Source organism: Leifsonia sp. NPDC014704, from assembly GCF_043083605.1.
In the GTDB taxonomy this organism is placed as follows: domain Bacteria; phylum Actinomycetota; class Actinomycetes; order Actinomycetales; family Microbacteriaceae; genus Leifsonia.
In genome coordinates, this window is record NZ_JBIBYW010000001.1 from 1,027,722 (window position 1) to 1,052,574 (window position 24,853).

The 24,853-nt window shown below is 70.3% G+C and carries 24 protein-coding genes and 2 tRNA genes; 12 read left to right on the forward strand and 14 right to left on the reverse strand.

Annotation, left to right across the window (positions count from 1 at the left end; translation table 11 throughout):
* Positions 1 to 92: 92 nt before the first annotated feature.
* The 3 genes from ACF1AJ_RS05005 to ACF1AJ_RS05015 all read right to left on the reverse strand — a co-directional run bounded on the left by ACF1AJ_RS05005 (position 93) and on the right by ACF1AJ_RS05015 (position 2,183).
* The gene (locus tag ACF1AJ_RS05005) at positions 93 to 578 is read right to left on the reverse strand and encodes a tetratricopeptide repeat protein (protein ID WP_391506364.1); all 486 of its coding nucleotides are present in this window, start codon (positions 576 to 578) and stop codon (positions 93 to 95) included.
* Positions 579 to 662: 84 nt separating this feature from the next.
* Positions 663 to 2,048 (reverse strand): trigger factor, encoded by a 1,386-nt coding sequence (gene tig / locus ACF1AJ_RS05010; RefSeq protein WP_391506365.1) that lies wholly within the window; start codon positions 2,046 to 2,048, stop codon positions 663 to 665.
* 60 nt (positions 2,049 to 2,108) lie between these two features.
* Positions 2,109 to 2,183 (reverse strand) — tRNA-Pro (locus ACF1AJ_RS05015).
* A 122-nt stretch (positions 2,184 to 2,305) separates the two neighbouring features.
* On the opposite strand from ACF1AJ_RS05015, the gene ACF1AJ_RS05020 reads away from it, so the two are divergent.
* Positions 2,306 to 2,379: transfer RNA gene (locus ACF1AJ_RS05020), tRNA-Gly, on the forward strand.
* A 66-nt stretch (positions 2,380 to 2,445) separates the two neighbouring features.
* Entirely contained in the window at positions 2,446 to 3,117 is a 672-nt protein-coding gene (locus ACF1AJ_RS05025) for a hypothetical protein (protein ID WP_391506366.1), read from the forward strand.
* Positions 3,118 to 3,120: 3 nt separating this feature from the next.
* Here the strand turns inward: ACF1AJ_RS05025 and ACF1AJ_RS05030 are convergent, their stop codons facing one another.
* The 4 genes from ACF1AJ_RS05030 to ACF1AJ_RS05045 all read right to left on the reverse strand — a co-directional run bounded on the left by ACF1AJ_RS05030 (position 3,121) and on the right by ACF1AJ_RS05045 (position 7,080).
* The gene (locus ACF1AJ_RS05030; RefSeq protein ID WP_089875537.1) at positions 3,121 to 3,333 is read right to left on the reverse strand and encodes an Rv0909 family putative TA system antitoxin; all 213 of its coding nucleotides are present in this window, start codon (positions 3,331 to 3,333) and stop codon (positions 3,121 to 3,123) included.
* A 16-nt stretch (positions 3,334 to 3,349) separates the two neighbouring features.
* Positions 3,350 to 4,009 carry a response regulator gene (locus ACF1AJ_RS05035; protein WP_391506367.1) on the reverse strand — a complete coding sequence of 220 codons (660 nt, stop codon included), beginning with the start codon at positions 4,007 to 4,009 and terminating at the stop codon, positions 3,350 to 3,352.
* 112 nt (positions 4,010 to 4,121) lie between these two features.
* Positions 4,122 to 5,522, reverse strand: coding sequence for a sensor histidine kinase (locus ACF1AJ_RS05040; RefSeq protein ID WP_391506368.1), 1,401 nt, complete (start codon positions 5,520 to 5,522; stop codon positions 4,122 to 4,124).
* Complete coding sequence (locus ACF1AJ_RS05045) at positions 5,512 to 7,080, reverse strand: multicopper oxidase family protein (RefSeq protein ID WP_391506369.1); 1,569 nt, start codon at positions 7,078 to 7,080, stop codon at positions 5,512 to 5,514. The genes ACF1AJ_RS05040 and ACF1AJ_RS05045 overlap by 11 nt, the downstream gene beginning before the upstream one ends.
* A 177-nt stretch (positions 7,081 to 7,257) precedes the next feature.
* Between ACF1AJ_RS05045 and ACF1AJ_RS05050 the strand changes: the two genes are divergently transcribed.
* Entirely contained in the window at positions 7,258 to 7,740 is a 483-nt protein-coding gene (locus ACF1AJ_RS05050; RefSeq protein WP_020074922.1) for a Dps family protein, read from the forward strand.
* 482 nt (positions 7,741 to 8,222) lie between these two features.
* Here ACF1AJ_RS05050 and ACF1AJ_RS05055 read toward each other — a convergent pair whose 3' ends face one another.
* From ACF1AJ_RS05055 to ACF1AJ_RS05070, 4 genes are read right to left on the reverse strand one after another with little or no spacing between them, the layout of a single operon-like run.
* Positions 8,223 to 9,734, reverse strand: coding sequence for an amidohydrolase (locus tag ACF1AJ_RS05055; protein ID WP_391506370.1), 1,512 nt, complete (start codon positions 9,732 to 9,734; stop codon positions 8,223 to 8,225).
* Positions 9,731 to 10,369 (reverse strand): FMN-binding negative transcriptional regulator, encoded by a 639-nt coding sequence (locus ACF1AJ_RS05060; RefSeq protein WP_391506371.1) that lies wholly within the window; start codon positions 10,367 to 10,369, stop codon positions 9,731 to 9,733. The genes ACF1AJ_RS05055 and ACF1AJ_RS05060 overlap by 4 nt, the downstream gene beginning before the upstream one ends.
* 9 nt (positions 10,370 to 10,378) lie before the next feature.
* Positions 10,379 to 11,365, reverse strand: coding sequence for an Fpg/Nei family DNA glycosylase (locus ACF1AJ_RS05065; protein WP_391506372.1), 987 nt, complete (start codon positions 11,363 to 11,365; stop codon positions 10,379 to 10,381).
* Complete coding sequence (locus ACF1AJ_RS05070; protein ID WP_018190781.1) at positions 11,365 to 11,853, reverse strand: ribose-5-phosphate isomerase; 489 nt, start codon at positions 11,851 to 11,853, stop codon at positions 11,365 to 11,367. Before ACF1AJ_RS05070 ends, ACF1AJ_RS05065 begins: the two co-directional genes overlap by 1 nt.
* A gap of 100 nt (positions 11,854 to 11,953) precedes the next feature.
* On the opposite strand from ACF1AJ_RS05070, the gene pepN reads away from it, so the two are divergent.
* The 8 genes from pepN (at position 11,954) to ACF1AJ_RS05110 (ending at position 21,820) form a co-directional block, all read left to right on the forward strand.
* A complete protein-coding gene (gene pepN / locus ACF1AJ_RS05075; RefSeq protein WP_391506374.1) occupies positions 11,954 to 14,497 on the forward strand; it encodes an aminopeptidase N in 2,544 nt (847 codons plus the stop codon).
* Between the two features lie 148 nt (positions 14,498 to 14,645).
* Positions 14,646 to 15,557 (forward strand): ATP-binding cassette domain-containing protein, encoded by a 912-nt coding sequence (locus ACF1AJ_RS05080; protein ID WP_391506375.1) that lies wholly within the window; start codon positions 14,646 to 14,648, stop codon positions 15,555 to 15,557.
* Entirely contained in the window at positions 15,554 to 16,420 is an 867-nt protein-coding gene (locus ACF1AJ_RS05085; protein WP_391506376.1) for an ABC transporter permease subunit, read from the forward strand. Before ACF1AJ_RS05080 ends, ACF1AJ_RS05085 begins: the two co-directional genes overlap by 4 nt.
* Before the next feature lie 8 nt (positions 16,421 to 16,428).
* Positions 16,429 to 17,826: a sensor histidine kinase gene (locus ACF1AJ_RS05090; RefSeq protein ID WP_391506377.1), complete on the forward strand. Its 1,398-nt coding sequence runs from the start codon at positions 16,429 to 16,431 to the stop codon at positions 17,824 to 17,826.
* On the forward strand, positions 17,823 to 18,497 hold the full coding sequence (locus tag ACF1AJ_RS05095; RefSeq protein WP_391506378.1) for a response regulator: 675 nt from the start codon (positions 17,823 to 17,825) through the stop codon (positions 18,495 to 18,497). The genes ACF1AJ_RS05090 and ACF1AJ_RS05095 overlap by 4 nt, the downstream gene beginning before the upstream one ends.
* 59 nt (positions 18,498 to 18,556) lie before the next feature.
* Entirely contained in the window at positions 18,557 to 19,741 is a 1,185-nt protein-coding gene (locus ACF1AJ_RS05100) for a mechanosensitive ion channel family protein (RefSeq protein WP_391506379.1), read from the forward strand.
* Complete coding sequence (locus tag ACF1AJ_RS05105) at positions 19,738 to 20,136, forward strand: globin (RefSeq protein ID WP_391506380.1); 399 nt, start codon at positions 19,738 to 19,740, stop codon at positions 20,134 to 20,136. The genes ACF1AJ_RS05100 and ACF1AJ_RS05105 overlap by 4 nt, the downstream gene beginning before the upstream one ends.
* A gap of 37 nt (positions 20,137 to 20,173) precedes the next feature.
* Complete coding sequence (locus ACF1AJ_RS05110; RefSeq protein WP_391506381.1) at positions 20,174 to 21,820, forward strand: FAD-binding dehydrogenase; 1,647 nt, start codon at positions 20,174 to 20,176, stop codon at positions 21,818 to 21,820.
* A gap of 95 nt (positions 21,821 to 21,915) precedes the next feature.
* Here the strand turns inward: ACF1AJ_RS05110 and ACF1AJ_RS05115 are convergent, their stop codons facing one another.
* Positions 21,916 to 22,626 carry a hypothetical protein gene (locus tag ACF1AJ_RS05115; RefSeq protein ID WP_391506383.1) on the reverse strand — a complete coding sequence of 237 codons (711 nt, stop codon included), beginning with the start codon at positions 22,624 to 22,626 and terminating at the stop codon, positions 21,916 to 21,918.
* Between the two features lie 42 nt (positions 22,627 to 22,668).
* Between ACF1AJ_RS05115 and ACF1AJ_RS05120 the strand changes: the two genes are divergently transcribed.
* Positions 22,669 to 23,544: an acyl-CoA thioesterase gene (locus ACF1AJ_RS05120; RefSeq protein ID WP_391506384.1), complete on the forward strand. Its 876-nt coding sequence runs from the start codon at positions 22,669 to 22,671 to the stop codon at positions 23,542 to 23,544.
* 31 nt (positions 23,545 to 23,575) lie between these two features.
* Here the strand turns inward: ACF1AJ_RS05120 and ACF1AJ_RS05125 are convergent, their stop codons facing one another.
* Complete coding sequence (locus ACF1AJ_RS05125) at positions 23,576 to 24,295, reverse strand: anti-sigma factor family protein (RefSeq protein ID WP_391506385.1); 720 nt, start codon at positions 24,293 to 24,295, stop codon at positions 23,576 to 23,578.
* Positions 24,292 to 24,849, reverse strand: coding sequence for a sigma-70 family RNA polymerase sigma factor (locus ACF1AJ_RS05130; RefSeq protein WP_020074936.1), 558 nt, complete (start codon positions 24,847 to 24,849; stop codon positions 24,292 to 24,294). The genes ACF1AJ_RS05125 and ACF1AJ_RS05130 overlap by 4 nt, the downstream gene beginning before the upstream one ends.
* Positions 24,850 to 24,853: the final 4 nt, after the last annotated feature.

Genomic DNA, 24,853 nt, shown 5'->3' on the forward strand with positions numbered 1-24,853 from the left:
GCTTGGTGTCGAATCTATCGGAGCGCCGAGCGCATTTCGGCGCTGTTCGCCCTCGGCAGAGAGAGCCGCGCGCCGCGGAGCGGATGTGGGGGTCAGTCGTCGTCGAGGGCAGCCGCGTAGGCGGTCACCGCGCGGCCGTACCGGGGCAGGTGCGGGGCGAGTGCGCCGAGCGCCTCGCGGAGCGCGTCGGCGCGCATCCCGTCGTCGAAGAGGCACAGCGCGGCGAACGCGCGGGCCGCGTCGGCGAGGGGATGTTCGGGCTCTGCGCCGAGGAAGTCGCGCAACAGGCTGAGTGCTTCGGCCGGACGGTCGAGATTGCGGAGGGTGCTCGCCAGCTGCACGATCGCCTGCCCCCGGTACGGCTCGGTGAGGCCGTGCGCGAGCGCGGCGCGGTAGAAGGGCTCGGCGTCGGCTTCGCGGCCGGCGAAGTCACGGCCGCTGGCCGCCTCGAACAGCGCCTCCGGGTCGTTCGCGGGGCGTTCGGCAACGAGGGCGTCGATCGCGTCGAGGGTGGCCTGCTCGCGCGAGTCGTCCGCGTCGGCCCAGACCGCATCCACCCGCTGTCGCCAGTCGTCCATCCCGTTCTCCTTCGCCTACATGACACAACACGCCGTCTCGCAACAGTACGAGACGGCGTGTCGTGTCAACTAGATGAATGGGGCCTAGTCGGCCTTCTTCTTGGTGGAGCGCTTCTTCGGCTTCTCCTCTGCGGCGGGGGCCTCGTCGGTGGCTGCCTCGTCCGCAGCGGCGGTGTCGTCGGTGTCGGCGTCTTCCGCGATGGCGGTGAACTCGGCCAGGTCGACCGGGTTGCCGTTCGTGTCGACGACCTTCACCTTGCCGAGGACGATCGCGAGCGCCTTGTTGCGGGCGACCTCGCCGACCATCGACGGGATCTGCCCGTTCTCGCTGAGGATCTTCACGAACTCGTTCGGGTCCATGCCGTACTGCGCGGCACCCTGCACGAGGTACTGGGTGAGCTCGTCCTGGCTGACCTTGACGTCGTTCTCCTGCGCGACCTCGTCGAGGAGGATCTGCGTCTTGAAGGTCTTCTCGCTGGACTCCTTCACCTCGGCGCGGTGGACGTCGTCCTCGAGGCGGTTCTCCTGCTCCAGGTGGCGGTGGACCTCGTCCTCGACCAGCTGCTCCGGGACCGGGATCTCGACCAGCTCGAGGAGCTTGTCGACCAGCTGGTCGCGGGCGGCCGTGCCCTGGCCGAACACCTTGGCGCGCTCGACCTGCGTGCGCAGGCTCTGGCGCAGCTCGCCGATGGTGTCGAACTCGGAGGCGATCTGGGCGAAGTCGTCGTCGGCCTCGGGGAGCTCGCGCTCCTTGACGGCGTTCAGCGTGACGGTGATCTGCGCGTTCTCACCCTCGTGGTCGCCGCCCATGAGCGGCGCCTCGAACGTGGTGGTCTCGCCGGCGGTCAGCGTGTCGAGCGCCTCGTCGATGCCGTCAATGAGCTCGCCGGAGCCGATCTCGTACGAGATGTTCGCGGCGGTGTCGACCTCCTCGCCGCCGATCACGGCGACCAGGTCGATCTGCGCGAAGTCACCGGTCTTGGCGGGACGGTCGACCGTGACGAGGGTGCCGAAGCGGCTGCGGAGCCGGTCCAGCTCCTCCTCCACGTCATCCACGCCCACCTCGGCCGCGTCGACCGTGATGGTGATGTCGTCGAAGTCGGGCAGCTTCACCTCGGGGCGGACATCCACCTCGATGGTGAGCAGCAGGTCGCCCGAGAAGTCGGACTCGTTCGGCCACTCGGTGATGTCGGCCTCCGGGCGGCCGAGGGGACGCACGTCGTTCTCCTCGATCGCCTGACGGTAGAACCCGTCGAGACCCTCGTTGACCGCGTGCTCCAGGACGGCGGCCTTGCCGACCCGCTGGTCGATGATGGGCGGCGGCACCTTGCCCTTGCGGAAACCGGGGATGGTCACCTGCTCGGCGATGTGCTCGTACGCGTGCTTGATGGAAGGCTGCAGCTCCTCCGGCGTCACCGAGATGGTGAGCTTGGTCCGGGTGGGGCTGAGCTTCTCGACCGTGGTCTTCACGATGTCTGGGTTCTCCTGAATGATCGAACGATGGTCTTCTCGCAAGGAACGAGGTCCTCGTCGGGGCGACAGGATTCGAACCTGCGACCTCCCGCTCCCAAAGCGGGCGCTCTAGCCAAGCTGAGCTACGCCCCGGCTTGAAGCGGTGCGAAAGACCTGGGCAAGTCTACTGCACACGTGCTCCCCCGCGCGTGTACTACGATGGTCGTCGGCCGCCGCGAAGAATCGGGCGGCCACCGTGCCGCACCTGCGGCGCCGGGGATGTAGCTCAATGGTAGAGCCTCAGTCTTCCAAACTGATTACGCGGGTTCGATTCCCGTCATCCCCTCCATCTCGCGCGAAAGCGCCTCCACATCCGCTGGTGCCGCATCCTCGCATCCCGCGGCAGAATGCCGTCATGACGGCGACTCCCCCGCCCGACGACGGGCTCACGCCCGCGCAGCGCAGCCTGCGCGCGCAGCTGCTCGCGACCGAGCACTGGGGGCTGCTGGCGTCGCGAAGCACGACGCAGAGCGAGGTGCTGACGCGGATCGCGATCTTTCTGACGTTGGTGTCCGCCGGGCTTGTGACGCTCGGGTTCATCGGACAGGCGAGCGGGTTCCGCGGGTGGTTCGGGGTGGCGGCGCTCGGGGTGCTGTTCGCGCTCGCGCTGCTCGGGCTGGTCACGGAGGTGCGGGCGTTCAACACGGCCAGCGAGGACCTCATGTACGTCGTCGCCATGAATCGGCTGCGGGCGGCGTACGTGGAGCTCGACCCGGGACTGGAGCAGTATCTGATGGCGTCCGCGCACGACGACGAGGTCGGGGCGCGGATCACCTACCACTTCTTCTATCCGCGCGGGCCGAGTCCGGTGCTCGGCAGCTCCATGATGATCATCACCATCGTGGAGGCGATCGTCGTCGGTCTGCTCGTCGGCGGGGCGTCGTGGGCGCTCGGCGCACATCCCGTCGTCGCGGCCGTTCTCGGGTGCCTGGTCGGGGTAGCGGTCGTCGTGCTGTCTCTGCTGTGGGGCATGCGCACGTACAAGAAGGCGTTCCGCGCCCATCGGCTGCTGCGGCCGACCGAGTGACCGCTATTCGTTGCCGACGTGCTTGTCGGCCTCGTCGCGCGCGCCCTCGATCTTGTCGTCGAACTTGCCGCCCGTGACCTTCTTCGCGGCGCCCGCGACGCCGTCGAGGAGCTTGTCGCTGACCCCTTCCGCCTGCTCGGAGTTGAGCGCGTCCTTGACCTTCGGGTCGTTCAGGAACTCCTGCGCCTTCTTGGTGATGTCGTCGAATCCAGCCATGCGGCCATCCAACACCTCAGCGCTGCAGGAAGGCCAGTACCGCCAGCACCCGGCGGTGGTCGTCGCCGGAGTCCTCCAGGCCCAGCTTCTGGAAGATGGAGGTGACGTTCTTCTCCACCGCACCGACGCCGACGACCATGCGGGCGGCGATCGCGGCGTTCGTGCGGCCCTCGGCCATCAGCTCCATCACCTCCCGCTCGCGCGGGGTCAGGCGCTCCAGCGGGTCGGTGCGCCGGGTCAGCAGTTCGCGGACCACCTGCGGGTCGAGCACCGTGCCGCCCGCGGCGACCCGGGTGACCGCATCCCGCAGCTCATCGAGGGAGGCGATGCGGTCCTTCAGCAGGTAGCCCGTGCCGCCTTCGCCGCCGGCGAGCAACTCCTGCGCGTAGGTGCCCTCGACGTACTGCGACAACAACAGGACAGCGATCGCCGGATGCTCGCGGCGGATGCGCAGCGCAGCCCGCACGCCCTCGTCGCGGAAGGTCGGCGGCATGCGCACGTCGAGTACGGCGACGTCCGGCATCAGGTCGGGCACCGCCTCCAGCAGGGTGTCCGCGTCGCCGAACGCGCCGACGGTGTCGAAGCCCGCCTCATCGAACAGCCGGATGAGGCCCTCGCGCAGCAGGACGGAGTCATCCGCGACGACGACACGCAGGGGGACGGATTCGCTCGGCACCCACTCAGCCTAGAGCGCCGGGCCCGAGGCACCGGGTTGACGCGACACGCCGTCGCGCCAGGGTGGCGGACGGCGTGTTGCGTCAACTGGATGGGCCGGGCACGGCCCGCACTCAGGCGAGCGGAATGCGCGCACCGATGCGGGTGGGGCCGCCCTCGGGGCTGTCCACGACGAGCTCGCCGCGCAGGCCGCGCACGCGCTCCTCCAGTCCGCGCAGGCCGTGACCCTCGACGAGGGAGGCTCCCCCGCGGCCGTTGTCGGTCAGCCAGACGCTCAGCCAGGCGGCGCCCGACGCATCCACCGATCGCTCCAAGAAGAGACGGCCGGCCTGCGCGCCGGAATGCTTGGCCAGGTTCGCCGCGAGTTCCGCGAGTACGTAGTAGGCGTTCCGCTCGATCTCGGGGCTGAAGCGCTCCCCCGGCGGCAGCGACGACTCCACGGTGACCGGGATGGGGCTGCGCGCGGCGAGCGACTCGGCGGCGGCGACCAAGCCGCGGTCCTGCAGGATCGGCGGGGCGAAACCGCGCGACAGGGCCCGCAGCTCCTCCAGGGTGTCGCCCGCCTGCTGCCGCGCCTCGGCGAGCAGCGTCGCGGCGGCCTCCGGGTCGTCGGTGAGCTTGCGCTCGGCGGCGGCGATGTCCATCTGCAGCCGGATGAGACGCTGCTGCGGGCCGTCGTGCAGGTCGCGCTCCAGCCGGCGCAGCGCCTGATCCTCCGCCGCGACAGCCGCGCCGCGGGAGGCGGACAGGTCGGCCACCTCCTGCTGCAGCTCCTCCGACGGCCACCGGCCGAGCAGGCCGCGCGCCACCGCCTCGTGCAGCAGCGTCAGACCGCGCGTCACGAACGGCAGGGTCGCGGCGAAGAGGATGCCGGCGATCAGGTACAGGATGCGGTCGCCCACAGTCGGGTCGAACGTCGATGTGGTGCGGAACACCGCATCCACCACCGTCTGGGAGAGGAAGAAGTCGCGGTCGCCCTGCGGGATGAACGGTTCCCAGATCCACCCGGTCAGCCCGCCCAGCGCGACGGACGCCCAGACGATGGTCAACGTCCACGAGACGATGCTGACGATCGGGTTGATGAGCATCCCGTGCAGCAGATACAGCCAGTAGTGGCCGTTCGCGAACGGTCCGAACACCGAGCGGAGGAACGTGCGCGGGGTGCCCGGCTTCTCCCAGACCGGGCGCGGGATGGAGGGCCGGCCCGCCCAGTCCAGTCGCGTGATCTCGACCAGGCCGAACCCGCGAGCGGTGTAGAAGGCGGCGACGATGATGAAGAAGCCGACATAGATCACGATCGTGCCGACGCCGGTCCAGAACAGCGACATCAGCACCGACAGCCCGACGATCGCGATCGGCATGGTCAGGAGCAGGAAGCCGAGCTCGCGCGGCACGCCGCGCCACAGCGAGCCGTAGTTCGCGCGGGCGGGATGGGGCTGGGATGGTGTCACGGCATCCAGCGTGGCAGAAGGTCGCGCGGCGCCGGGCTGCCCGGTGACCGTTTCAGTGGTCATGGCTGGTGTCCTTTCGTGGGCCGCTTCCGCCGTGCGGAGCGGTGGTGTCTTCCGGAACGACGCCCGCGTGCTCGCCGGGGCGGACCACGACGAACTGGCCCATCATTCCGGCGTCCTCGTGGGCGAGGAGGTGGCAGTGGTACATGTACGGGGCGTCGGGGTCGGTGTAGTCGGCGAACTGCAGCAGCAACCGGAACTCGGTCTGCGGAGGCAGGTAAACGGTGTCCTTCCAGCCGGCGAGCTCGGGCGGCGGCGGTGCGCCGCCGATCGACGCGATGCGGAACTGGACGTCGTGGACGTGGAAGCTGTGCGGCAGATCCATCGTGTTGGTGACGACCCACTCCTCCGCCGTGTCAACCGTGACCGTCTCGTCGATGCGACCGGACTCCATCTTCCGGCCGTTGATCTCGTGGCCGTCGAGACGGAAGGTGCGTGTGACCTGCGGTTTCGGTAGCGGCTCGACAGGCGCCAGGACGGCCGGCACATCGGGGCGGTGCTCGAGGGACGCGGCGGCGCGGAGCTGCAGCACGTCGAGGGTGTCGGTGCCCGCATTCATGCCCGGCAGCGGACCGTCGAGCCCCAGGTCTGGTGGGAACGACCGCAGTACGGCGCGCTCCCCCGGCTGCACGGCGACGACGATCTCGGCCCGCTCGCCCGGTGAGAGCCGGATGTGGTCGAGAGCCACCGGGGCCGGGAGCAGCCCGCCGTCGCTCGCGATGAGCTGCACGGTCCGCCGATCCGAGAAGCCGAAGTCGTAGGTGCGCGCGGCGGAAGCGTTGAGGAGACGCAGGCGGACGCGGTCGGTGGTCACCTCGGCGTAGGGCCCGATGGCGCCGTTCACGACCAGGGTGTCGCCGATCGGCCCGATGAACCCCGAGGTGGAGTCGGTGAACTGCCCGTGGGAGCCGAAGCGCTTGTCCTGCACGATCACCGGCAGGTCGTCGACCCCGTACGTGCGCGGGAGAGCGAGCGCCGCCTCCTGCGGGTCGCGGAGGAGGAACATCCCCGCCATCCCGAGCTGGACGTGCTGCTCGGTCCGCCCGTGCAGGTGCGGGTGGTACCAGAGGGTCGCGGCAGGCTGGTCGATGCGCCAGTGAGGCTCCCATACTTCGCCCGGCGACACCATCTGGTGCGGGCCGCCGTCCATCCGGGCGGGGAGGTGCATCCCATGCCAGTGGACGCTGGTCTCCTCGGTGAGGTGGTTGGTGACGCGCACGCCCACCTCGTCGCCGCGGTCGGCGACCAGCGTGGGGCCGAGGTAGGAGCCGTCGAAGCCCCACGTCGTCGTCTTCTTGCCCGGAAGGAACTCGGTCGTACCGGCGCGGGCGTCGAGCTCGAAGGTCTTGGAGCCGTCGGGTTCGACGGTCGGGAAGGCGAGAGCCGGGACGGGCAGTGGCGTGTCGAAGTCGACCTTTCCGGCCGTGTCGATGGTTCCCGCGCCGAGCCCGCCGCACGCCGCCAGCGTCGCGGCCGACGTCACCGCGAGGGCGACCGTGAGGCCGAGCGCGAGGAGCGATGCGCGCGGGCGGCGGAGCTTCGGCGGCGGTGTGGATGTCATGGTTCGAGCCTCGTCGCACACGGCTCAGCACCCCATCCCGGGCGCCGCCGAACCCGTACGGGGGTTAACCCGAGACGCGTGGATGAGAGGGCAGGCTAACTAAGCGCAGCCTTCGCTTCGTTGCGGAATTCGCGGGCCTGAGTAGCGTTATCGCAGGCAGAAGAAAGGACGCCAATCATGACGGACATCGCCGCAACCCAGAGTGTCTCGAACCCGGACGTCGCAGCCGGAGTCGCCCAGTTCCTCACCCCCGTCGTCATCGACCTGACCGCCATCGTCGTCAACGGCAAGCAGGCGCACTGGCACGTACGCGGAGCCAACTTCATCGGCGTCCACGAGCTTCTCGATACCATCGTCGACCACGCTCAGGAATGGGCCGACCTCGCCGCGGAGCGCATTGTCGCCCTCGGCCTCCCTGTCGACGCGCGCCTCGGCACCGTCGCCGCCAAGACCACCACCGGCGAGCTCACCGCCGGCTTCCGCCCCTCCAACGAGACCATCGCCGAGGTCATCGCGCAGCTCGACGCGGCCCTCGCCGGGGTGAACACCGCCGTGCGCGAGCTTGCGGAGCTCGACCAGACCAGCCAGGACGTCGCGATCGAGATCGCCCGCGGCCTCGACAAGGACCGCTGGTTCCTGTTCGCGCACATCAGCGAGTAGCAGCCGCCGTTTCGTCGAAGGGGTCGTCCGCGGATGCGGGCGGCCCTTCGTCGTCCGGGCCCCGGACGCCGGGATGGAGTGGTTGGCCGAACCTGCCGGGCGCCAGGGCGCCTGCCGTTTCGGACGCTGGGCGGCACGTCTCCGACGCAACGCCGCAGCCCTGCCAGCGTCGGTAAAGTGCCGCGAAATCTCCGACGCACCGCGGCCCGGATGGAGATACGGAACGACTTGGCGCCGGTCTCCGACGTTGGGCGGCACATCCCCGACGCAACGCCGCAGCCCTGCCAGCGTCGGTAAAGTGCCGCGAAATCTCCGACGCACCGCGGCCCGGATGGAGATACGGAACGATTCGGCGAAGATGTCCGACGTTGGGTGCCGAATGTCGGCCGCTTCTGGAGGGCGAGGACACCAGATTCGTGCCGAATGTGCGCTTTGGCGGGCGCAAACCGCACATTCGTGCTGAATGTGCCGGCGGGGCGGGGTCAGCGCAGGGTGTCGTGGGTCGCGCGGCCGGCGACGAAGGTGGCGGCGACCGGCATCGTGCGGAGGTCGGCAGGGGACGCGGTGAGCGGGTCGCGGTCGAGCACCGCGAGGTCGGCCGGGTGGTCCGGGGCGACGATCGAGCGGACGGAGGCGGCGAGGGCAGCGTCCGGAGACAGGGACTGCTCGGGATGCCACGGGTCGCGGCCGTCGCGGGAGCGACCGACGGCCGAGGCGATCGCCGCCCAGGGGTCGAGGGGCGCGACCGGGGCGTCGGAGCCGAAGGCGAGGTGGGCGCCGGCGGCGTGCAGCTCGTCGAGAGGGAAAGCCCGGTCGGCGCGGTCGGACCAGAGGCGGTCGGCGACGTCGCGGTCGTCCATCGCGTGCTCGGGCTGGACGCTCGCAGTCACGCCGAGGCGCGCGAAGCGCGGGATGTCGGCGACGTCGATCAGCTGGGCGTGCTCGATCCGGCCGCCCGAGCCGACGGCTTGGAAGGCGTCCAGCGCGCGGCGGTTCGCCTCGTCGCCGATGGCGTGGACGGCGGGGACGAGGCCGTGGTCGACCGCGAACCGCATCCGCTCGACCAGTTCGTCCGGGGTCAGGTTCGCCACGCCGTGGTCGCCGTCGGGATAGGCGTGCGTGCACAGCGCCGTGCGGGTGTTCAGCGAGCCGTCGGAGATCACCTTGAACGGGCCGACCGTGAGCAGGCCGGCCGTGTCATCCACCACATGGCCGGTGCGCAGGCCCAGCTCGGCCGCGCGTTCCAGGTGCTCGCCGTAGATGCCGAACTCGACACGGAGATCGGAGGAGCCGGATGCGCCGCCCGCGATGCGGCGCCGCCAGACGTCGAGGTTCCAGCCGTACTCCAGGTCGACGATGCCGACCACGCCACGGGTCGCGGCGACCCGGGCCGCGTCGGCCGCCCAGCGGTCGAGCGTCGCGTCGTCGGCGGCGGTGAGGAGGCTGGTCACGGCGAAACTCGCGTCCTCCCGCAGCACGGCGTCCGACGTGCCGGGCGCGAATCGTGCGGCGGCGGCCGAGTTCAGCCAGGAGCAGTGCAGGTCGCCCGCGATCAGTACGACCGGGCGGTCGCCCGCGGCGGCATCGAGCAGCTCGCGCGTCGGTAGGTCCGGCCAGAGCGCGTCGTGGAAGCCGAAGCCGACGAGCACGTCGTCCGCCGCATCCGCCGCCGACGCTGCCGCCGCCCCCGCCGACGCTGCCGCCGCCCCCGCCGACGACGCCCGTGACCGCACCAGCGCCGCGGCCTCGGCGGCCGACCCCGCGCGGGACACATCCAAACGGCGCGCGGTCTGCGCCCACTGCGTGAAGTGCACGTGCTGATCCCACAGCCCCGGCACGAGCCAACGACCGTCGAGCGGGATGCGCTCCCCCGCCCGGTCACCGCCGCCCGCCGAACCAGCCGGTGAGACAGACGCGATCCGCCCGCCATCGAGCACCACATCCATCAGCTCGTCGCGCCCGGGAAGCCGCGCGCCGGCAAGCAGCACCGTCATCGTGCGGCGCGGCGCCGGTCGTGCACGAGACGCATCTCGCGCAGCAGGCCGGCGCTGGCGTACGGGCCGTCGCCGCCGAGCTCGTCCATGATCGCGTCGACGATGTGGTCCGGGCGGTTCTGGCTCATCTTCTGCTTGGCGACCACGCGCGTCGGCGTCAGCCGCAGGCCGACGGTGCCCGAGACGATGCGCTCGGCGTAGGCCGCATCCTCCAGGGTGCCGCGCATGCGGCGCGGCTCCGGCAGCTCGTCCTCGAAGTGGTCCACCAGCCGGGCCAGCACGTCGAGGTTCTCCTCGTCGCCGAGAAGCTCAGGAACGCCCGAGAAGTGAGCGGCGATGAAGTTCCAGGTGGGAACCGCGGGCTTCTCGTCGTACCAGCCGGACGAGATGTAGCCGTGCGGCCCCTGCACGATCACGAGCAGCTCGTGCTCCCCCAGTTCGTGCAGCTGCTCATCGGGGCGGCCGACATGGCTGAGCAGCGTGAGCTCTTCCCGCGACTCGTCGAGGATCACCGGATAGTGGGAGGCGACCAGCCCGGCGGACGTGTTGCTCACGAAGGTGGCCCACGGGTTCTCGCGCACCAGCCGCTTCAGTTCGGCCCGGTCGGTCAGGGTGAAGCTCGGATTCTGTCGCACGGGGTCCTCCTACGCCTGGTTCACGGGGCACCAGTACAGCTTGCGGCCGCCCAGCTCCTCCATGAGGATGTTCGTGCCGCAGACCCGGCACGGCAGTCCCTCGCGCTTGTAGACCCAGTGGCGGTCGTCGCGGTTCGCCATCGCCTTGCGGTAGGACTGCTCGTCGAGGTCGTCCATCGTCATCATCTGGCCGGTCTCCACGCCGATGCGGAGCAGGTGCACCCAGTCGCGCCACAGCGCCCGCACCGTCTCCTCCGGCACCTGCTTGCCCGGCGTGTGCGGGTTCTGCCTGGCGCGGAACAGCAGTTCGGCGCGGTAGACGTTGCCGATGCCGCTGACCACGCTCTGGTCCATCAGCAGCAGCGCGATCGCGGTCGGCTTGCGGCGAACGATCGAGACGAAGCGGTCCTCGGCCTCTTGGCTGTCGTCGACCTGGGGATCGGGCCCGAGCTTCGCGATCACCGCATCCACCTGCGCCGGGTCGAGCACCTCGCAGGCCGTCGGCCCGCGCAGGTCGGCCACCGCGCTGTCGGTCAGCAGCCGCACGCGCACCTGGCCGATCGGCTCCGGCGGGAAGGAGGTGATCTCGGCCTCCACCTTCTCGGACTCGGCCATGCGCAGCCGGGTGCGCCGGGGCGCGCCGATGGAGTGGAGGGAGTTCTCGCCAGCGCTGTCCAGGACGGGCTCGAGGTCGGTGCCCCGCTGGTTCGTCTGCCCCATCCGGCCGTTCGCGCTCGCGATGGTCGGGTCGATACTGATGTCGCCCGCGAAGTCCCACGCGCCGTACAGGCCGAGGTGCACGCGCAGCCAGAGGTCGTTGTCGAACTCCAGGAACATCTGCTTGCCGACCGCCTTCGCATCGGTCATCACGTGGCCGTCGATTCGTGTCGCATCCGCCGCGAACCGCCCCTGCGGCGACGAGACGGAGACCCGGTGGCCGACGAAGTTGACCGCGAACTGGCGGGCGATGCGATGGACGGAGTGACCCTCGGGCATCAGCGGTCCACGTGCTTGCCCGCGATGTCGCCGGTGGCCTCGTACTCCGCCAACTGGGCGATACGGCGGACGTGGCGCTCCTCGAACGAGAAGGGCTCGGCGATGAAGGCGTCGATGAAGCCGGTGGCCTCTTCGACGGTGTGCTGGCGGGCGCCGATCGCGATGACGTTGGCGTCGTTGTGTTGGCGGGCGAGCAGCGCGGTGGACTCGCTCCAGACCAGGGCGGCGCGGGCGCCACGGACCTTGTTGGCGGCGATCTGCTCGCCGTTGCCGGAGCCCCCGAACACCACGCCGAGCGCCTCCACACCGGCCTGCTGGTCGCGCACGACCGCAGCGGCGGCGTTGATGCAGAACGCCGGGTAGTCGTCGATGGGGTCGTACTCGACAGGGCCGTGGTCGATCACTTCGTGACCGGCAGCGGTCAGATGCTCCTGCAGGTGCCTGCTGAAGTCGAGTCCGGCGTGATCGGTGGCGATGTGGATGCGCATATCCACAGTCTAGGGACGGCCACCGACGGCGTCGGAACCGGTGGCTAAGGTGGACGGGTGGACACGATCCACCCGTCCGATCCCCTCGAAGGAGTCAGCGTTGCCCGGAGAAAACCTCACCCGCATCGAAGCCCAGGAGCGCGCGTCGCTCGTCCGCACCCACAGCTACGACGTCAGCCTCGACCTGACGACGGGTCCGGAGACGTTCCTCAGCACCACGACGGTGCGGTTCTCGGCCACCGCGGGTGCGTCGACCTTCATCGACGCGATCACGCGGACGGTGCACAGTGTGACGCTGAACGGCGCGGAGCTCGACCCGGCGACCGTGAGCGACGGGGTGCGCATCCAGCTCGACGGCCTCCAGGAGGAGAACGAGCTGACCGTGGTCGCCGACGCGATCTACACCAACACCGGTGAGGGCCTTCACCGCTTCGTCGACCCGGTCGACGGCGAGGTGTACCTCTACAGCCAGTTCGAGGTCCCGGACTCGCGGCGCATGTTCGCGGTGTTCGAGCAGCCGGATCTGAAGGCGCAGTTCACCTTCACGGTCACCGCCCCGGCGCACTGGGCCGTCGTGAGCAACTCCCCCACCCGCGAGCCGCAGGATGCGGGCGACGGCACGAAGGTCTGGTCGTTCGCACCCACCCCGGTCATCTCCTCCTACATCACCGCGCTGATCGCCGGCCCGTACGAGTCGGTGCACAGCGAGCTGACCAGCCGCGACGGCCGCACCATCCCGCTCGGCGTCTACACGCGCAAGAGCCTCGCCGAGTACCTCGACGCCGACTACATCTTCGACAAGACGCGCGAGGGCTTCGCCTTCTACGAGGAGCGCTTCGACTACGCGTACCCCTTCGAGAAGTACGACCAGCTCTTCGTCCCCGAGTTCAACGCGGGCGCGATGGAGAACGCCGGAGCCGTCACCTTCACCGAGACGTACGTCTTCCGCTCGAAGGTCGCCGACGCCATCAAGGAGCGCCGCGTCGTGACGATCCTCCACGAGCTGGCGCACATGTGGTTCGGCGACCTGGTGACCATGAAATGGTGGAACGACCTCTGGCTGAACGAGTCGTTCGCCGAGTACGCCTCGACCCTCGCCACGGCAGAGGCAACGGAGTGGACCGAGGCGTGGACGACCTTCGCCGCCATGGAGAAGAGCTGGGCGTACCGCCAGGACCAGCTGCCCTCGACGCACCCGATCGTCGCGACGATCAACGACCTGGAGGATGTGCAGGTCAACTTCGACGGCATCACCTACGCGAAGGGCGCCTCCGTCCTGAAGCAGCTCGTGGCATGGGTCGGTCAGGACGACTTCCTCGCCGGTGTCGCGCAGTACTTCAAGAAGCACGCGCACGGCAACACGGAACTCAAGGACCTCCTGGTCGAGCTGGAGGCCACCAGCGGCCGCGACCTCACCGACTGGTCGGAGAAGTGGCTCGAGACCGCCGGCGTCAACACGCTCCGCCCCGAACTGACGGTGGATGCGGACGGCACGATCACGTCCTTCGCCGTGCTGCAGTCGGCGGCCGCCGACTACCCGACCATCCGCCCGCACCGCCTCGCGATCGGCCTGTACAACCTCAGCGACGGCAAGTTGGTTCGCGACGAGCGCTTCGAGCTCGACGTCGACGGCGAGCGCACCGAGGTCGCCGACCTCGTCGGCACCCGCCGCCCCGACCTCGTGCTCATCAACGACGACGACCTCGCCTACGCGAAGATCCGCCTCGACGAGGAGTCGCTGAAGGTCGCCATCGAGCACCTCTCCGACATCGAGAGCCCGCTCGCCCGCTCGCTCGTCTGGGGTGCGGTGTGGGATGCGACCCGCGACGCCGAGACGAGTGCGAGCGACTACGTGCGCCTGGTGCTCGGCAACATCGCGTCCGAGACCGAGTCGACGACCATCCGCACCACGCTCAACCAGCTGGTGCTCGCCGCCACCGCCTACGTCGCCCCCGAGCGTCAGAAGCAGACGGCTCAGGATGCGGCGTCCGCGCTGTGGGAGCTGGCGAAGGGCGCAGAGGCCGGAAGTGACGCGCAGTTCCAGTTCGTGAAGTTCTTCGCGGCGCTCGCGTCCACCGACGAGCAGCTGGAGACGGTCGCCGCGTTGCGCGACGGCTCCGTGACGCTCGAGGGCCTGACGATCGACACCGACCTGTCGTGGGAGCTGCTGATCGCGCTCGTCGCGGGCGGCGCGGCGGGCAACCCCGAGATCGACGCGGCCCTGGCCGCCGACAACACCGCGAACGGCGGCCAGTTCGCCGCGCAGGCCCGGGCCAGCATCCCGACCCTGGAGGGCAAGCAGGCGGCCTGGGACTCGGTGTTCGGCTCCGACAGCCTGCCGAATACGATCGTCCGGTACACCGGCATCGGCTTCCAGCGTGCGAAGGACAAGAGCGTGCTCGCCCAGTTCGTCGAGCCGTACTTCGCCGCGCTGCAGCAGATCTGGACCTCGCGCACGTACAAGATCGCGGAGTACCTGGTCGAGGGCATGTACCCGGCGCCGCTGGCGAACGAGGCCCTGCGCGACGCGACCCGGGCCTGGCTCGACGCCAACCCGGAGCCGGCGGCGCTGCGCCGCATGGTGGTGGAGAACCTCGCCGGTGTGGAGCGCGCTCTCGCGGCTCAGAAGCGGGACGCGCAGTGACGGGCGCGCACTGACCATCGCGTCGCATCCAACGACGCAGACGAGGGGCCTCACCGCGGTGGGGCCCCTCGTGCCGTGCCCACGGCCGACCCGTCGTCGTACCGCGGGACGATGACGGCGTGGACCCGTCACCCCTAGTCTCGGAGACATGATCCAGCTCGATCACCTCACCAAACGCTTCGGCGCGAAGACCGCCGTCGACGACATCTCCGTGACCATCCAGCCCGGCAAAGTGACAGGCTTCCTCGGCCCGAACGGCGCAGGCAAGTCGACCACCATGCGCATGATCATGGGGCTCGACCGCCCGACCCGCGGCCAGGCGCTCATCAACGGCAAGCGGTACGCCGAGTTCCGGTCGCCGCTCACCGAAGTGGGCGCCCTGCTCGACGCCAAGGCCATCCACACCGGCCGCACCGCCTACGCGCACCTGCTGTCGCTGGCGGCGACCCACGGCATCCCGAAGTCCCGCGTCCACGAGGTGATCGGCATGACCGGTCTCGAGTCGGTCGCCAGCAAGCGCGTCGGAGGCTTCTCGCTCGGAATGGGGCAGCGGCTCGGCATCGCCGCCGCCATGCTCGGCGATCCGGCGACGCTCATCCTCGACGAGCCGGTGAACGGACTCGACCCCGAGGGCGTGCTGTGGGTGCGCCAGTTCGCCCGGCACCTCGCGTCCCAAGGCCGCACGATCTTCCTCTCGTCGCACCTGATGAGCGAGATGGCGCAGACCGCCGACCACATCGTGGTGCTGGGTCGCGGACGCGTGCTCGCGGACGCCCCAGTGGACAGCATCCTCGCCGCCGCTACACGCCACGCGGTCCGCGTGCGGACGCCGCAGCCGGAGCAGCTCGCGCGAGCCGTCGCCGGCGCGGACGTCGCCATCACCGGCGTCGAGGCGCAGCTGCTCGAGATCACCGGCCTCACCGCCGCCCAGATCGGCGAGACCGCTGCGCGCGACGGGATCGTGCTCCACGAGCTGACCCCGATCAGCGCCTCGCTCGAGGAGGCCTACCTCGAGCTCACCCAGGACGACGTCGAGTACCGCACGGAGGTCAGCCGATGAGCACCGCCACACACCCCGCCACCCCGGTCGGGCACCCGCACACCTCGCTCGGCCGGCTCAGCTTCCCGCGCGTGATCCGGTCGGAGTGGATCAAGCTCCGCACCCTCCGGTCGACCTTCTGGACGCTCATCAGCGCCGTCGTGCTCGTGGTCGGCATCGCCGCTCTCGTCGCGGTCACCATCCCCGAGAAATCGGTGCTGGTCGGCCAGGTGCCGGCGGGTCAGCGCGCTGCCATCGAGGCGCAGAGCGCCGCATTCGCGACCACGGCCGCGACCGCCGGTCTGACGTTCGCCTCCCTGGTGATCGCCGTGCTCGGCGTCCTCGTGATCAGCGGGGAGTTCTCGACGGGCCAGATCCGCTCGTCGTTCACCGCGGTTCCGCGCCGCTTCCCGGTGTTCGCGGCGAAGACGCTCGTGCTGTTCGTCGTCGCCTTCGTCGTCGGCCTCGTGTCGTCGGCCGCGTCCTGGGCAGTCGCCGTCCCGCTCCTCAACAGCAAGGGATACGAGGGCGATCTGCTCTCTTCCGACACGTTGTGGGCGATCCTCGGCGCCGGAGCGTACCTCGGTCTCGTCGCCGTCTTCGCGCTCGGCGTCGGCGCCATCCTCAAGTCGACGGCCGGCGGCATCGCCGGTGCCCTCGGCGTACTGCTCGTGCTGCCGATCATCGCCAGCCTCATCAGCGGCCTCACCCGCACCGAGTGGGTCGCCGACGCGCAGCACTACCTGATCAGCAACGCCGGACAGGGCCTCGCCGGCGTCGGCAACGGTACCCTCGAGCCCTGGGCGAACGTCGCGACCGTGCTCGTCTGGGCGGCCGTCGCCTTCATCGCCGGTTCGGTGCTGCTGCAGCGCAGGGACGCCTGACCCTCGTCGTGACCTCGGAGGCGACCACCACGCAGACCCCGGGCGGACTCGAACTGCCGAGACCGCCCGGGGTCGTGCGTCGTTTCCTGGCAGCGCATCCCCTGGCCGTCGACATCTTCGTCGCGGCGTTCTACCTCATCCCCGCGGTCGTCGGTGCCCTCGTAGTCTCGGCCGTCCACCCGACACCGCAGGAACTCATCCACCTCGTCCTGTCGGCCGTGGCCGGCGCTGCCCTGCTGGCGCGTCGCCAGCAGCCCGCGGTCGTCTTCGCGATCGCGACCGTGCTGCTCGGTACCAGCGTCTTCCTCGGCCGCGACATGGATGTGGTGCCCACTCTGTTCGCGCTGTACGCGCTCGCGGTCTACCGCTCCATCCGCTCGGCGTGGGTGGCGTTCGCGGTGACCTCGGCCGTCACGGTCTCCACCCTCATCGTGCAGGTGATCCTCACCCAGGCGAAGGTGTTCACGCCGCTCGAGACGGCGGCGATCCCGTCGGGCATCCTGGTGCTGTCGTTCAGTGTCGTCTCCGTGCTCATCGGCAGCAACGTCGGAAACCGCCGTCGCTACCTCAACGCCCTCATCGACCGCGCGCGTCAGCTCGCCCGCGAGCGCGACCAGCAGGCCGAGATCGCGGCGGCGGCCGAGCGGAGCCGGATCGCGCGCGAGATGCACGACATCGTCTCGCACAGCCTCACGGTGATGATCACGCTGGCGGACGGCTCCGCCCGAATGGTGGATGCGGCATCCGATCGTCCGGAGTCCGAGCGGACGGAGCAGGCGGAGCGGTCGGCGCAAGCCATGCGGCTCGTCGCCGAGACAGGGCGCGGCGCTCTGGCCGACATGCGCCGCCTGCTCGGGGTGCTCCGCGACGGCGAGGACGGCACCGCGGCACGGGAACCGCAACCGGGCGTCGGCGAGCTCGCCGAACTGGTCGAGACGTTCCGTGCCGCCGGTCTGCCGGTGCGGATCACGGTCACCGGAGTGCCCCCGGAGGACATCGGACAGCAGCTCACTATCTTCCGCGTCGTGCAGGAGGGTCTGACGAACGCGCTCCGCTACGCCCCGACCGCGACGGCCGTGCGCGTCGTCATCGTCTTCCAGCCGGGGACCGTGATCGTGACGATCGACGACGACGCTGCGCTGCATCCCTCCCCCGGGCAGGGCTCCGGGCGCGGGCTGATCGGCCTGCGCGAACGGGTCGGACTGTATGGCGGGACGCTGGAGGCGGGGCCTCGGCCCGGCGGCGGCTGGCGCGTTCGGGCCGTGTTCGACGCGGTGCGCACGACGGCGCCCGCGGCTACGACGACCGCTGCCTCGGCGGCGCCACCTCCGCCTCCCCCGCCTCCCGGCCACGTCCCGGCAGCAGCGGCGGCACCCGCACCGAAGAACCCGAAGGAGAACCCGTGACCGACGCCCCCATCCGCATCCTGCTGGTCGACGATCAGCAGCTGGTCCGCATGGGCTTCCGGATGGTGCTGGAGGCCGAACCAGACCTCGCCGTCGTCGGCGAGGCGGCCGACGGCGCCGAAGCCGTCCGGCTCACCGCACAGGTGCGTCCGGATGTGGTGCTCATGGATGTCCGGATGCCTGTGCTCGACGGCATCGAGGCGACCCGGCGCATCGTTGAGACCGACCCCGGAGCGCGGATCATCATCCTGACCACCTTCGACCTCGACGAGTACGCGTTCGGAGGCCTGCGGGCGGGCGCGAGCGGATTCCTGCTCAAGGATGCGCGCCCCGACGAGCTGATCGGCGCCGTGCGCGCGGTGGCGGCGGGTGACGCAGCCATCTCCGGCCGGGTGACCCGGGCGATGCTGGAGATGTTCGCCGGCCGGCTCCCGTCGGGATCTTCGCCGAACCAGACCGGGCACGACCCGGCTGCCGCCCTCACCCCGCGCGAGCGCGAGATCCTCCTCGCGATCGGCGAGGGCCTCAGCAACGGCGAGATCGGCGCGCGGTTCTATTTGACCGAGTCGACGGTGAAGACCCACGTCGGCCGCGTGCTCTCGAAGCTGCAGCTGCGCGACCGCGTGCACGCGGTGATCTTCGCGTACGAGCACGGGCTGCTGGAGCGATGACCCGACCCGCCTCCGATTCCAGCGACCGCCAAGGCGCGGCTCGCTAGGCTCGACCGGGTATGGGAATCGTGAAATCAGACTTCTGGACCAACCTCGGGCTGTGGGCGGTCGACGCCGGCTGGAAACTCGTCAGCGCCGCCTGCATCGTCGGTGGGGCGTTGCTCCTCAGCTGGATCCTGCGCGTCGTCATCCGCAAGGTCGTCGCCCGGATCGTCAGCGGCGTCAAGAAGGGCCAGAACGTCAGCGACACGCAGGCGCTCGTGGCCTCGCCCCTCGCCGCCGTCCGCGTCGTGCAGCGCACCCGGACGCTCGGCTCGGTGCTGACCAACATCGTCAACGTGACGATCGGCATCATCGCGATCATCCTCATCCTCAACGTCTTCGTGCCCGACGTGCTCGGATCGTTCGCCCTCCTCACCGCCGCGATCGGCGCCGGCCTCGGTTTCGGCGCGCAGAACATCGTCAAGGACGTGCTCAACGGCCTGTTCATGGTCATGGAGGACCAGCTCGGTGTCGGCGACGTCGTCGACCTCGGCTCCGCGACCGGCGTCGTCGAGGCGGTCGGCATCCGCGTCACCCAGGTGCGCGACGTCAACGGGACCCTGTGGTTCGTCCGCAACGGCGAGATCCTCCGCGTCGGCAACATGTCGCAGGGCTGGGCACGGGTGATCATCGACCTCGCCGTGCCCTACGAGGCGGACGTCGAGGCGGTCGAAGCGAAGATGCTGGAGACCGCGACGGCGCTCGCGACCAGCACCAAGTGGCGCTCGCGCATCCTCGAGAAGCCGGAGCTGTGGGGAATCGAGTCGATCTCGGCCGACGCGATCGTCATCCGCATCGTGCTGAAGACCCGCACCACCGCGAAGGACGACGTCTCGCGCGAGCTGCGCCTCCGCCTCAAGCAGGCCCTGGATGAGATGGATGTGAAGCTCCCGTCGCTCTCTGCCGTCGTGCTGAGCGGATTCGACAGCGCCGCGAGCGTCATGGGAGCGAAGCCGCCGCGCACCCGGCCGAGCCAGGCCGTGACGCCGGAGCCGCCGCTGAAGGGACGCAAGGCGCGCGCGGCGGCGAAGCGGCAGCAGGCGGCGGGCGGCGGACGGGTGGCCGACCCGGGCGCGATCCGGATCACGCCGGCGGTCGAAGGCGGAGCGTCCGTGCGGAAGGCGGCGGGCGAAAAGGCGGCGAAGCCCGACGCCGGCACCGCGCCCGACGCCCGCCCCGACACGGACGGACCCGCCCGATGAGCATTCCCGTCGGTCCTCAGCCGAGCTTCTACGACCAGATCGGCGGACACCAGACGTTCGTTCGGCTGGTGGACGCGTTCTACCGCGACGTCGCCGGCGACCCGGTGCTGCGTCCGATGTACCCCGAGGAGGATCTCGGACCGGCGAAGGAGCGGCTGACGCTGTTCCTGGAGCAGTACTGGGGCGGTCCGACGACGTACAGCGAGCAGCGCGGACACCCGCGCCTCCGGATGCGGCACAACCCCTTCAAGGTGAACCCGGACGCCCGTGACCGCTGGCTGACCCACATGCGTACCGCGGTCGGCGAGCTCGACCTCCCACCGCTGCAGGAGGAGACGCTCTGGAATTACCTGGAGCGGGCCGCGTTCGCTATGGTCAACACATTCGAGGAGTAGCGCTCCTCCCGCCATCCCGGTGCCGAAGGAGACACGGATGACCTACGAACCCGACGCGATCGTCGTCGGCGCGGGCCTTGCGGGCCTGGTCGCCGCATCCGAACTGCTGGACGCGGGGCGCCGGGTCACCATTGTGGAGCAGGAACCGTCTGCCTCGTTCGGCGGGCAGGCCTGGTGGTCGTTCGGCGGACTCTTCCTCATCGACTCCCCCGAACAGCGCAGGATGGGCGTGCACGACTCCCTCGCGCTCGCCCGCGACGACTGGTTCGGCACCGCCGGCTTCGACCGCGACGAGGATCACTGGCCGCGGCAGTGGGCGGAGGCGTACCTGCAGTTCGCGGCCGGTGAGAAGCGGGCCTGGCTGCACGAGAAGGGCATGCGCTTCTTCCCCGTCGTGGGATGGGCGGAGCGCGGCGACGGAAGGGCCGGCGGTCACGGCAACTCGGTCCCCCGGTTCCACATCACGTGGGGCACCGGTCCGGGCGTCGTCGAGCCCTTCGCGCGGCGGGTGCAGTCAGCGGCGGCGAACGGACGCGCGGCGATCCGCAACCGGCACCGGGTGGACGAGCTGATCGTCGAGGACGGCCGGGTCACCGGCGTGCGCGGCGCGGTGCTCGCACCGGACACCGCCGGCCGCGGGGCACCCAGCAACCGGGACGTCGTCGGCGACTTCGAGCTCCGGGCGCCGGTCGTCATCGTCGCCTCCGGCGGGATCGGCGGAAATCACGACCTCGTCCGCGCCGCCTGGCCCGCGCGGCTGGGCGAACCTCCCGCATCCATGCTCTCCGGCGTGCCCGCCCACGTCGACGGCCGCATGCTGGGGATCGCCGAGACTGCGGGCGCGCACCTCATCAACGGCGACCGGATGTGGCACTACACCGAGGGCATCCAGAACTGGGATCCGGTGTGGGAGCGGCACGGCATCCGCATCCTCCCCGGTCCATCATCCCTGTGGCTGGATGCGCACGGCGACCGGCTGCCGTCGCCGCTGTATCCGGGATTCGACACGCTCGGAACCCTGGAGCACCTGCGGCGGACGGGTTCGGACTACAGCTGGTTCGTGCTGACCCAGAAGATCATCGAGAAGGAGTTCGCGCTCTCCGGCAGCGAGCAGAACCCCGACCTGACCGGCAAGGACGTGCGGCTGCTCGCCAAACGCGTCGCTCCGGGCGCACCCGGGCCGGTGGAGGCGTTCAAGGAGAAAGGCGCCGACTTCGTGGTCGCCGACACGCTCGACGAGCTGCTCGCCGGGATGCAGCGCATCGCGGACGTCCCGCTCGACACGGAGCTGGTCGCACGGCACGTTCGCGAGCGCGACCGCCAGCTGGACAACGAGTTCGGCAAGGACCTGCAGCTCGCCGCGATCCGGGCGGCGCGCCGGTACCGCGGCGACAAGCTGATCCGCGTCGCAACGCCGCACAAGCTGCTCGACCCGGCGGCGGGACCTCTGATCGCGGTGAAGCTGCACATCCTGACCCGGAAGAGCCTCGGCGGGATCGAGACGGACCTCGACGGGCGGGTGCTGTCGGCCGATGGCTCGGTGGTTCCGGGCCTCTACGCGGTCGGTGAGGCGAGCGGCTTCGGCGGCGGAGGGATGCACGGCTACCGCGCCCTGGAGGGCACGTTCCTCGGCGGTTGCCTCTTCTCGGGCCGGCAGGCCGGCCGCGCCGCCGCCCGCGCCTGACCGACCCTCGATCCGCGCTTCTCACGCCAATAGCTCCTGACTTTTTCGCGATTCAACGTCGCTTTCGTGCGAAAAACTCAGGAGCTGTTGGCTTGTCAGCGGCGGAGGGTCCAGGCCTGGCGGCGGACGAGGGTGTGACCGCGGCGCGTGGTGAGGCGCGTCCAGCGGCCCGTCTCATGGATGGTGACGGTGTCGTCGTCGTCGCCGACGAAGCCGAGGCTGTCCGCGGCGAATGCGGCGCCCGCGGGGATGTACTCCAGGTCGTCGATCGGACGGCCCCACACCTCGGCGCGGACGCGCTGCACCAGCTGCTCACCTGTGCCGGTCGGCACGGCCTCTGCGACCTCGGCGACGCCCGTCTTCGCGGTCGACTGCAGCAGGGCGGACGATGTCTCGCCGACCTTCTGCCAGCCTCCCCGCGGCGGCGAGATGCCCGCCCACGTCACGGTCGACACCTCGAGCGGCAGGCGGACCTCGATCGGGGCGGTCGTGCCCTCGGCGCCGGTGCCCTCAGCCTCGGCGGCCTCTGCGCTCTCGCGCACGCGCGCCACCCGGTCGAGCAGCGAGCGGATGGGAACGACGACGTCGAACTCCACATCCGCACCCGTCGCGAAGGTCCGCAGGCCCAGCACGGTCGGCGTCTCATCCATCAGTCCCCGCGGATACAGGATCGCCGTGTAGACGGCCAGCACCCCCGATCCGGCGATCAGGCGCACGGAGCCCTCCTCGACACGGGCCGCCCGCGACAGATAGGTCTGCAGATCGGCGACGGCGAGGAGATCGACTAGAGAAAACGACTGGCTCATCGGATGTCTAAACTACCAACACACCACCGACTTGGAGGCACCGTGACCGAGCCCCTGGCTTCCCTACTGACCGCGCTCGATCTGACCGACACCGGCGCACGCACCAGTGAGGACATCTTCACGGGCCCATCGCAGTGGATGCCGCTGGGCCGCGTGTTCGGCGGCCAGGTGCTCGCGCAGTCCATCATTGCGGCCACCCGGACGGTCGAGGACGACCGCAGCATCCACTCGATGCACGGATACTTCCTGCGTCCAGGTGACGTGAACTTCCCGATCACGTTCTCCGTGGACCGCATCCACGACGGCCGGTCCTTCTCGCGGCGCCGCACGCAGGCGTACCAAAACGGGCTCCCCATCCTGTCGATGATCGCCTCGTACCAGACCGAGGATGAGGGCATCGAGCACCAGGACGCGATGCCCGATGGGCTCCCGGACCCGGAGAGCCTGCCATCGACCGCCTCGTCGCTGGAGGACGTGCGCCATCCCGTCGCGCAGTACTGGGCGAGCCAGCGCCCGTTCGACATGCGGCACGTCACCTCGCCGGTCTACCTCTCGGTCGAGGGCGACCGGGTCGCGCATCAGGCGGTCTGGTTCCGCACCATCGGGGACATGCCCGACGATCCCCGGCTGCACCAGGCCGCACTCGCCTACGCGAGCGACTACACGATCATGGAGTCGATCATGCGGCGGCACGGCATCGCCTGGGCCACCCCGGGGCTCAAGGCCGCGAGCCTCGACCACGCGATGTGGTGGCACCGGCCGGCCCGGGTCGACGAGTGGCTGCTGTACGTGCAGGAGTCGCCGACCGCCGGCGGCGGGCGCGGGTTGGCGGAGGGGCGTATCTTCACGCGCGATGGACGCCTGGTGGCGAGCGTCGCGCAGGAGGCCACCATCCGGCTCCCGCGCACCGAGGACTGAGCGGGCCGACCGGCCGCCGCCGACGCCGCCCCTAGTCGAACGTGCTGCGCAGCAGCACCGTCCCGCCCGCTGCGCGGATGTCTACCGAGGCGATGTCCGCGATCGGGATGCTCGTCGTCGCGACAGGCGTTGCAACCGTTCCCGCCTCCGCCGTCCAGGTCGAGATCTCGTGCTGTGTGCCCGAGCGGTCGGTGACGACCATCGCGTAGGTCCACGCTCGGTCGCCGTCGTCGCCCCCGAGGTGGGCGTAGCGGCAGTCGGAATCGATGCGGGTGCCCCACGGTTCGGCGGTCAGCCGGAGGTCGGCGGTGAGCGGGCTCGGTTCGACCTGCTTCATGACCACTGCTGCAGTGGGCGTGGATGCGGGCTGCAGGATCGCGGGCAGGGCGAAGGCGGCGAATCCCACCACGATCGCGGCAGCAGCGGCGGACAGCCCCGCCACCAGCCAGCGGGAGCGGATGCGGCGCCGGCGTGCCCGGTGCAGCAGCGACGGGAGCACGTCGGACGACGGTCCCTCGGAGTCGGGCCGGTCAGTCGCGCTCGGCGCGGGCAGGGGATCCTCCAGGAGCGCTGCCGCCTGCTCGCGCGGGACGCGGCTCAGGATGCCGGGCATCCCCGCCAGCTCTGCCACCGCTTCCGAGCACCGGTCGCATTCGCGCAGGTGCGCCTCGAAGGCGCGGCGCTCCGTCGGTGAGAGCGCGCCGAGCACGTACGCGGCGTCCCAGGTGGCGAACTCGTCGTGCGTGGTCATCGTTCCGTCACCCCTCTCTCCTGAAGTGCGAGCCGCAGGGCTCGCAGGCCGTAGTGGAGGCGCGACTTGACCGTGCCCTCCGGGATGTCGAGCTCGCGCGCGATCTCGGCGATCGAGCGTCCACCGTAGTAGGCGTGCACGATGACCGCGCGGTGCTCGACGGACAGCTCGGCCAGCGCATCCGACACCAGCCAGGCGTCGAGGACGGCGTCCGCCTCGCTGTCCGGTGCGGGATGCTCGGGCAGCGTGTCCGTGCCGAACTCGTGCCGGTGGGCGGCGCTGCGGCGGCCGTCGATGACGAGATTGCGGGCCACGGTGAAGAGCCAGGTGCGCGCCGACTGTTGGGATTGATCCAGCACGGAGGGCTTCCGCCAGGCGCGCAGCAGCGTCTCCTGCACCACGTCGTCGGCCATCGCACGGTCGCCGGTGAGGTGCACGACGTACCGCCAGACGGCTTGCGCGTGCTGGTCGTGCAGCTCGCGCAGCAGGCGGGCGTCCTCCTCCGGCATGTTCACCTCCACCTCGTACACGATGCAGCCGACGGAAAGGTTCATGCGG

What these genes read in the sequence shown, in the direction of transcription:
- ACF1AJ_RS05065 (WP_391506372.1), bottom strand. Translation starts at nt 11,365, where the DNA reads ATGCCCGAGGGTCACTCCGTCCATCGCATCGCCCGCCAGTTCGCGGTC.
- ACF1AJ_RS05100 (WP_391506379.1), top strand. Translation starts at nt 18,557, where the DNA reads ATGGGAATCGTGAAATCAGACTTCTGGACCAACCTCGGGCTGTGGGCG.
- ACF1AJ_RS05025 (WP_391506366.1), top strand. Translation starts at nt 2,446, where the DNA reads ATGACGGCGACTCCCCCGCCCGACGACGGGCTCACGCCCGCGCAGCGC.
- ACF1AJ_RS05055 (WP_391506370.1), bottom strand. Translation starts at nt 9,734, where the DNA reads ATGACGGTGCTGCTTGCCGGCGCGCGGCTTCCCGGGCGCGACGAGCTG.
- ACF1AJ_RS05130 (WP_020074936.1), bottom strand. Translation starts at nt 24,849, where the DNA reads ATGAACCTTTCCGTCGGCTGCATCGTGTACGAGGTGGAGGTGAACATG.
- ACF1AJ_RS05115 (WP_391506383.1), bottom strand. Translation starts at nt 22,626, where the DNA reads ATGAGCCAGTCGTTTTCTCTAGTCGATCTCCTCGCCGTCGCCGATCTG.
- ACF1AJ_RS05030 (WP_089875537.1), bottom strand. Translation starts at nt 3,333, where the DNA reads ATGGCTGGATTCGACGACATCACCAAGAAGGCGCAGGAGTTCCTGAAC.
- ACF1AJ_RS05125 (WP_391506385.1), bottom strand. Translation starts at nt 24,295, where the DNA reads ATGACCACGCACGACGAGTTCGCCACCTGGGACGCCGCGTACGTGCTC.
- ACF1AJ_RS05110 (WP_391506381.1), top strand. Translation starts at nt 20,174, where the DNA reads ATGACCTACGAACCCGACGCGATCGTCGTCGGCGCGGGCCTTGCGGGC.
- ACF1AJ_RS05045 (WP_391506369.1), bottom strand. Translation starts at nt 7,080, where the DNA reads ATGACATCCACACCGCCGCCGAAGCTCCGCCGCCCGCGCGCATCGCTC.
- ACF1AJ_RS05040 (WP_391506368.1), bottom strand. Translation starts at nt 5,522, where the DNA reads ATGACCACTGAAACGGTCACCGGGCAGCCCGGCGCCGCGCGACCTTCT.
- ACF1AJ_RS05080 (WP_391506375.1), top strand. Translation starts at nt 14,646, where the DNA reads ATGATCCAGCTCGATCACCTCACCAAACGCTTCGGCGCGAAGACCGCC.
- ACF1AJ_RS05005 (WP_391506364.1), bottom strand. Translation starts at nt 578, where the DNA reads ATGGACGACTGGCGACAGCGGGTGGATGCGGTCTGGGCCGACGCGGAC.
- ACF1AJ_RS05050 (WP_020074922.1), top strand. Translation starts at nt 7,258, where the DNA reads ATGACGGACATCGCCGCAACCCAGAGTGTCTCGAACCCGGACGTCGCA.
- ACF1AJ_RS05105 (WP_391506380.1), top strand. Translation starts at nt 19,738, where the DNA reads ATGAGCATTCCCGTCGGTCCTCAGCCGAGCTTCTACGACCAGATCGGC.
- ACF1AJ_RS05085 (WP_391506376.1), top strand. Translation starts at nt 15,554, where the DNA reads ATGAGCACCGCCACACACCCCGCCACCCCGGTCGGGCACCCGCACACC.
- ACF1AJ_RS05070 (WP_018190781.1), bottom strand. Translation starts at nt 11,853, where the DNA reads ATGCGCATCCACATCGCCACCGATCACGCCGGACTCGACTTCAGCAGG.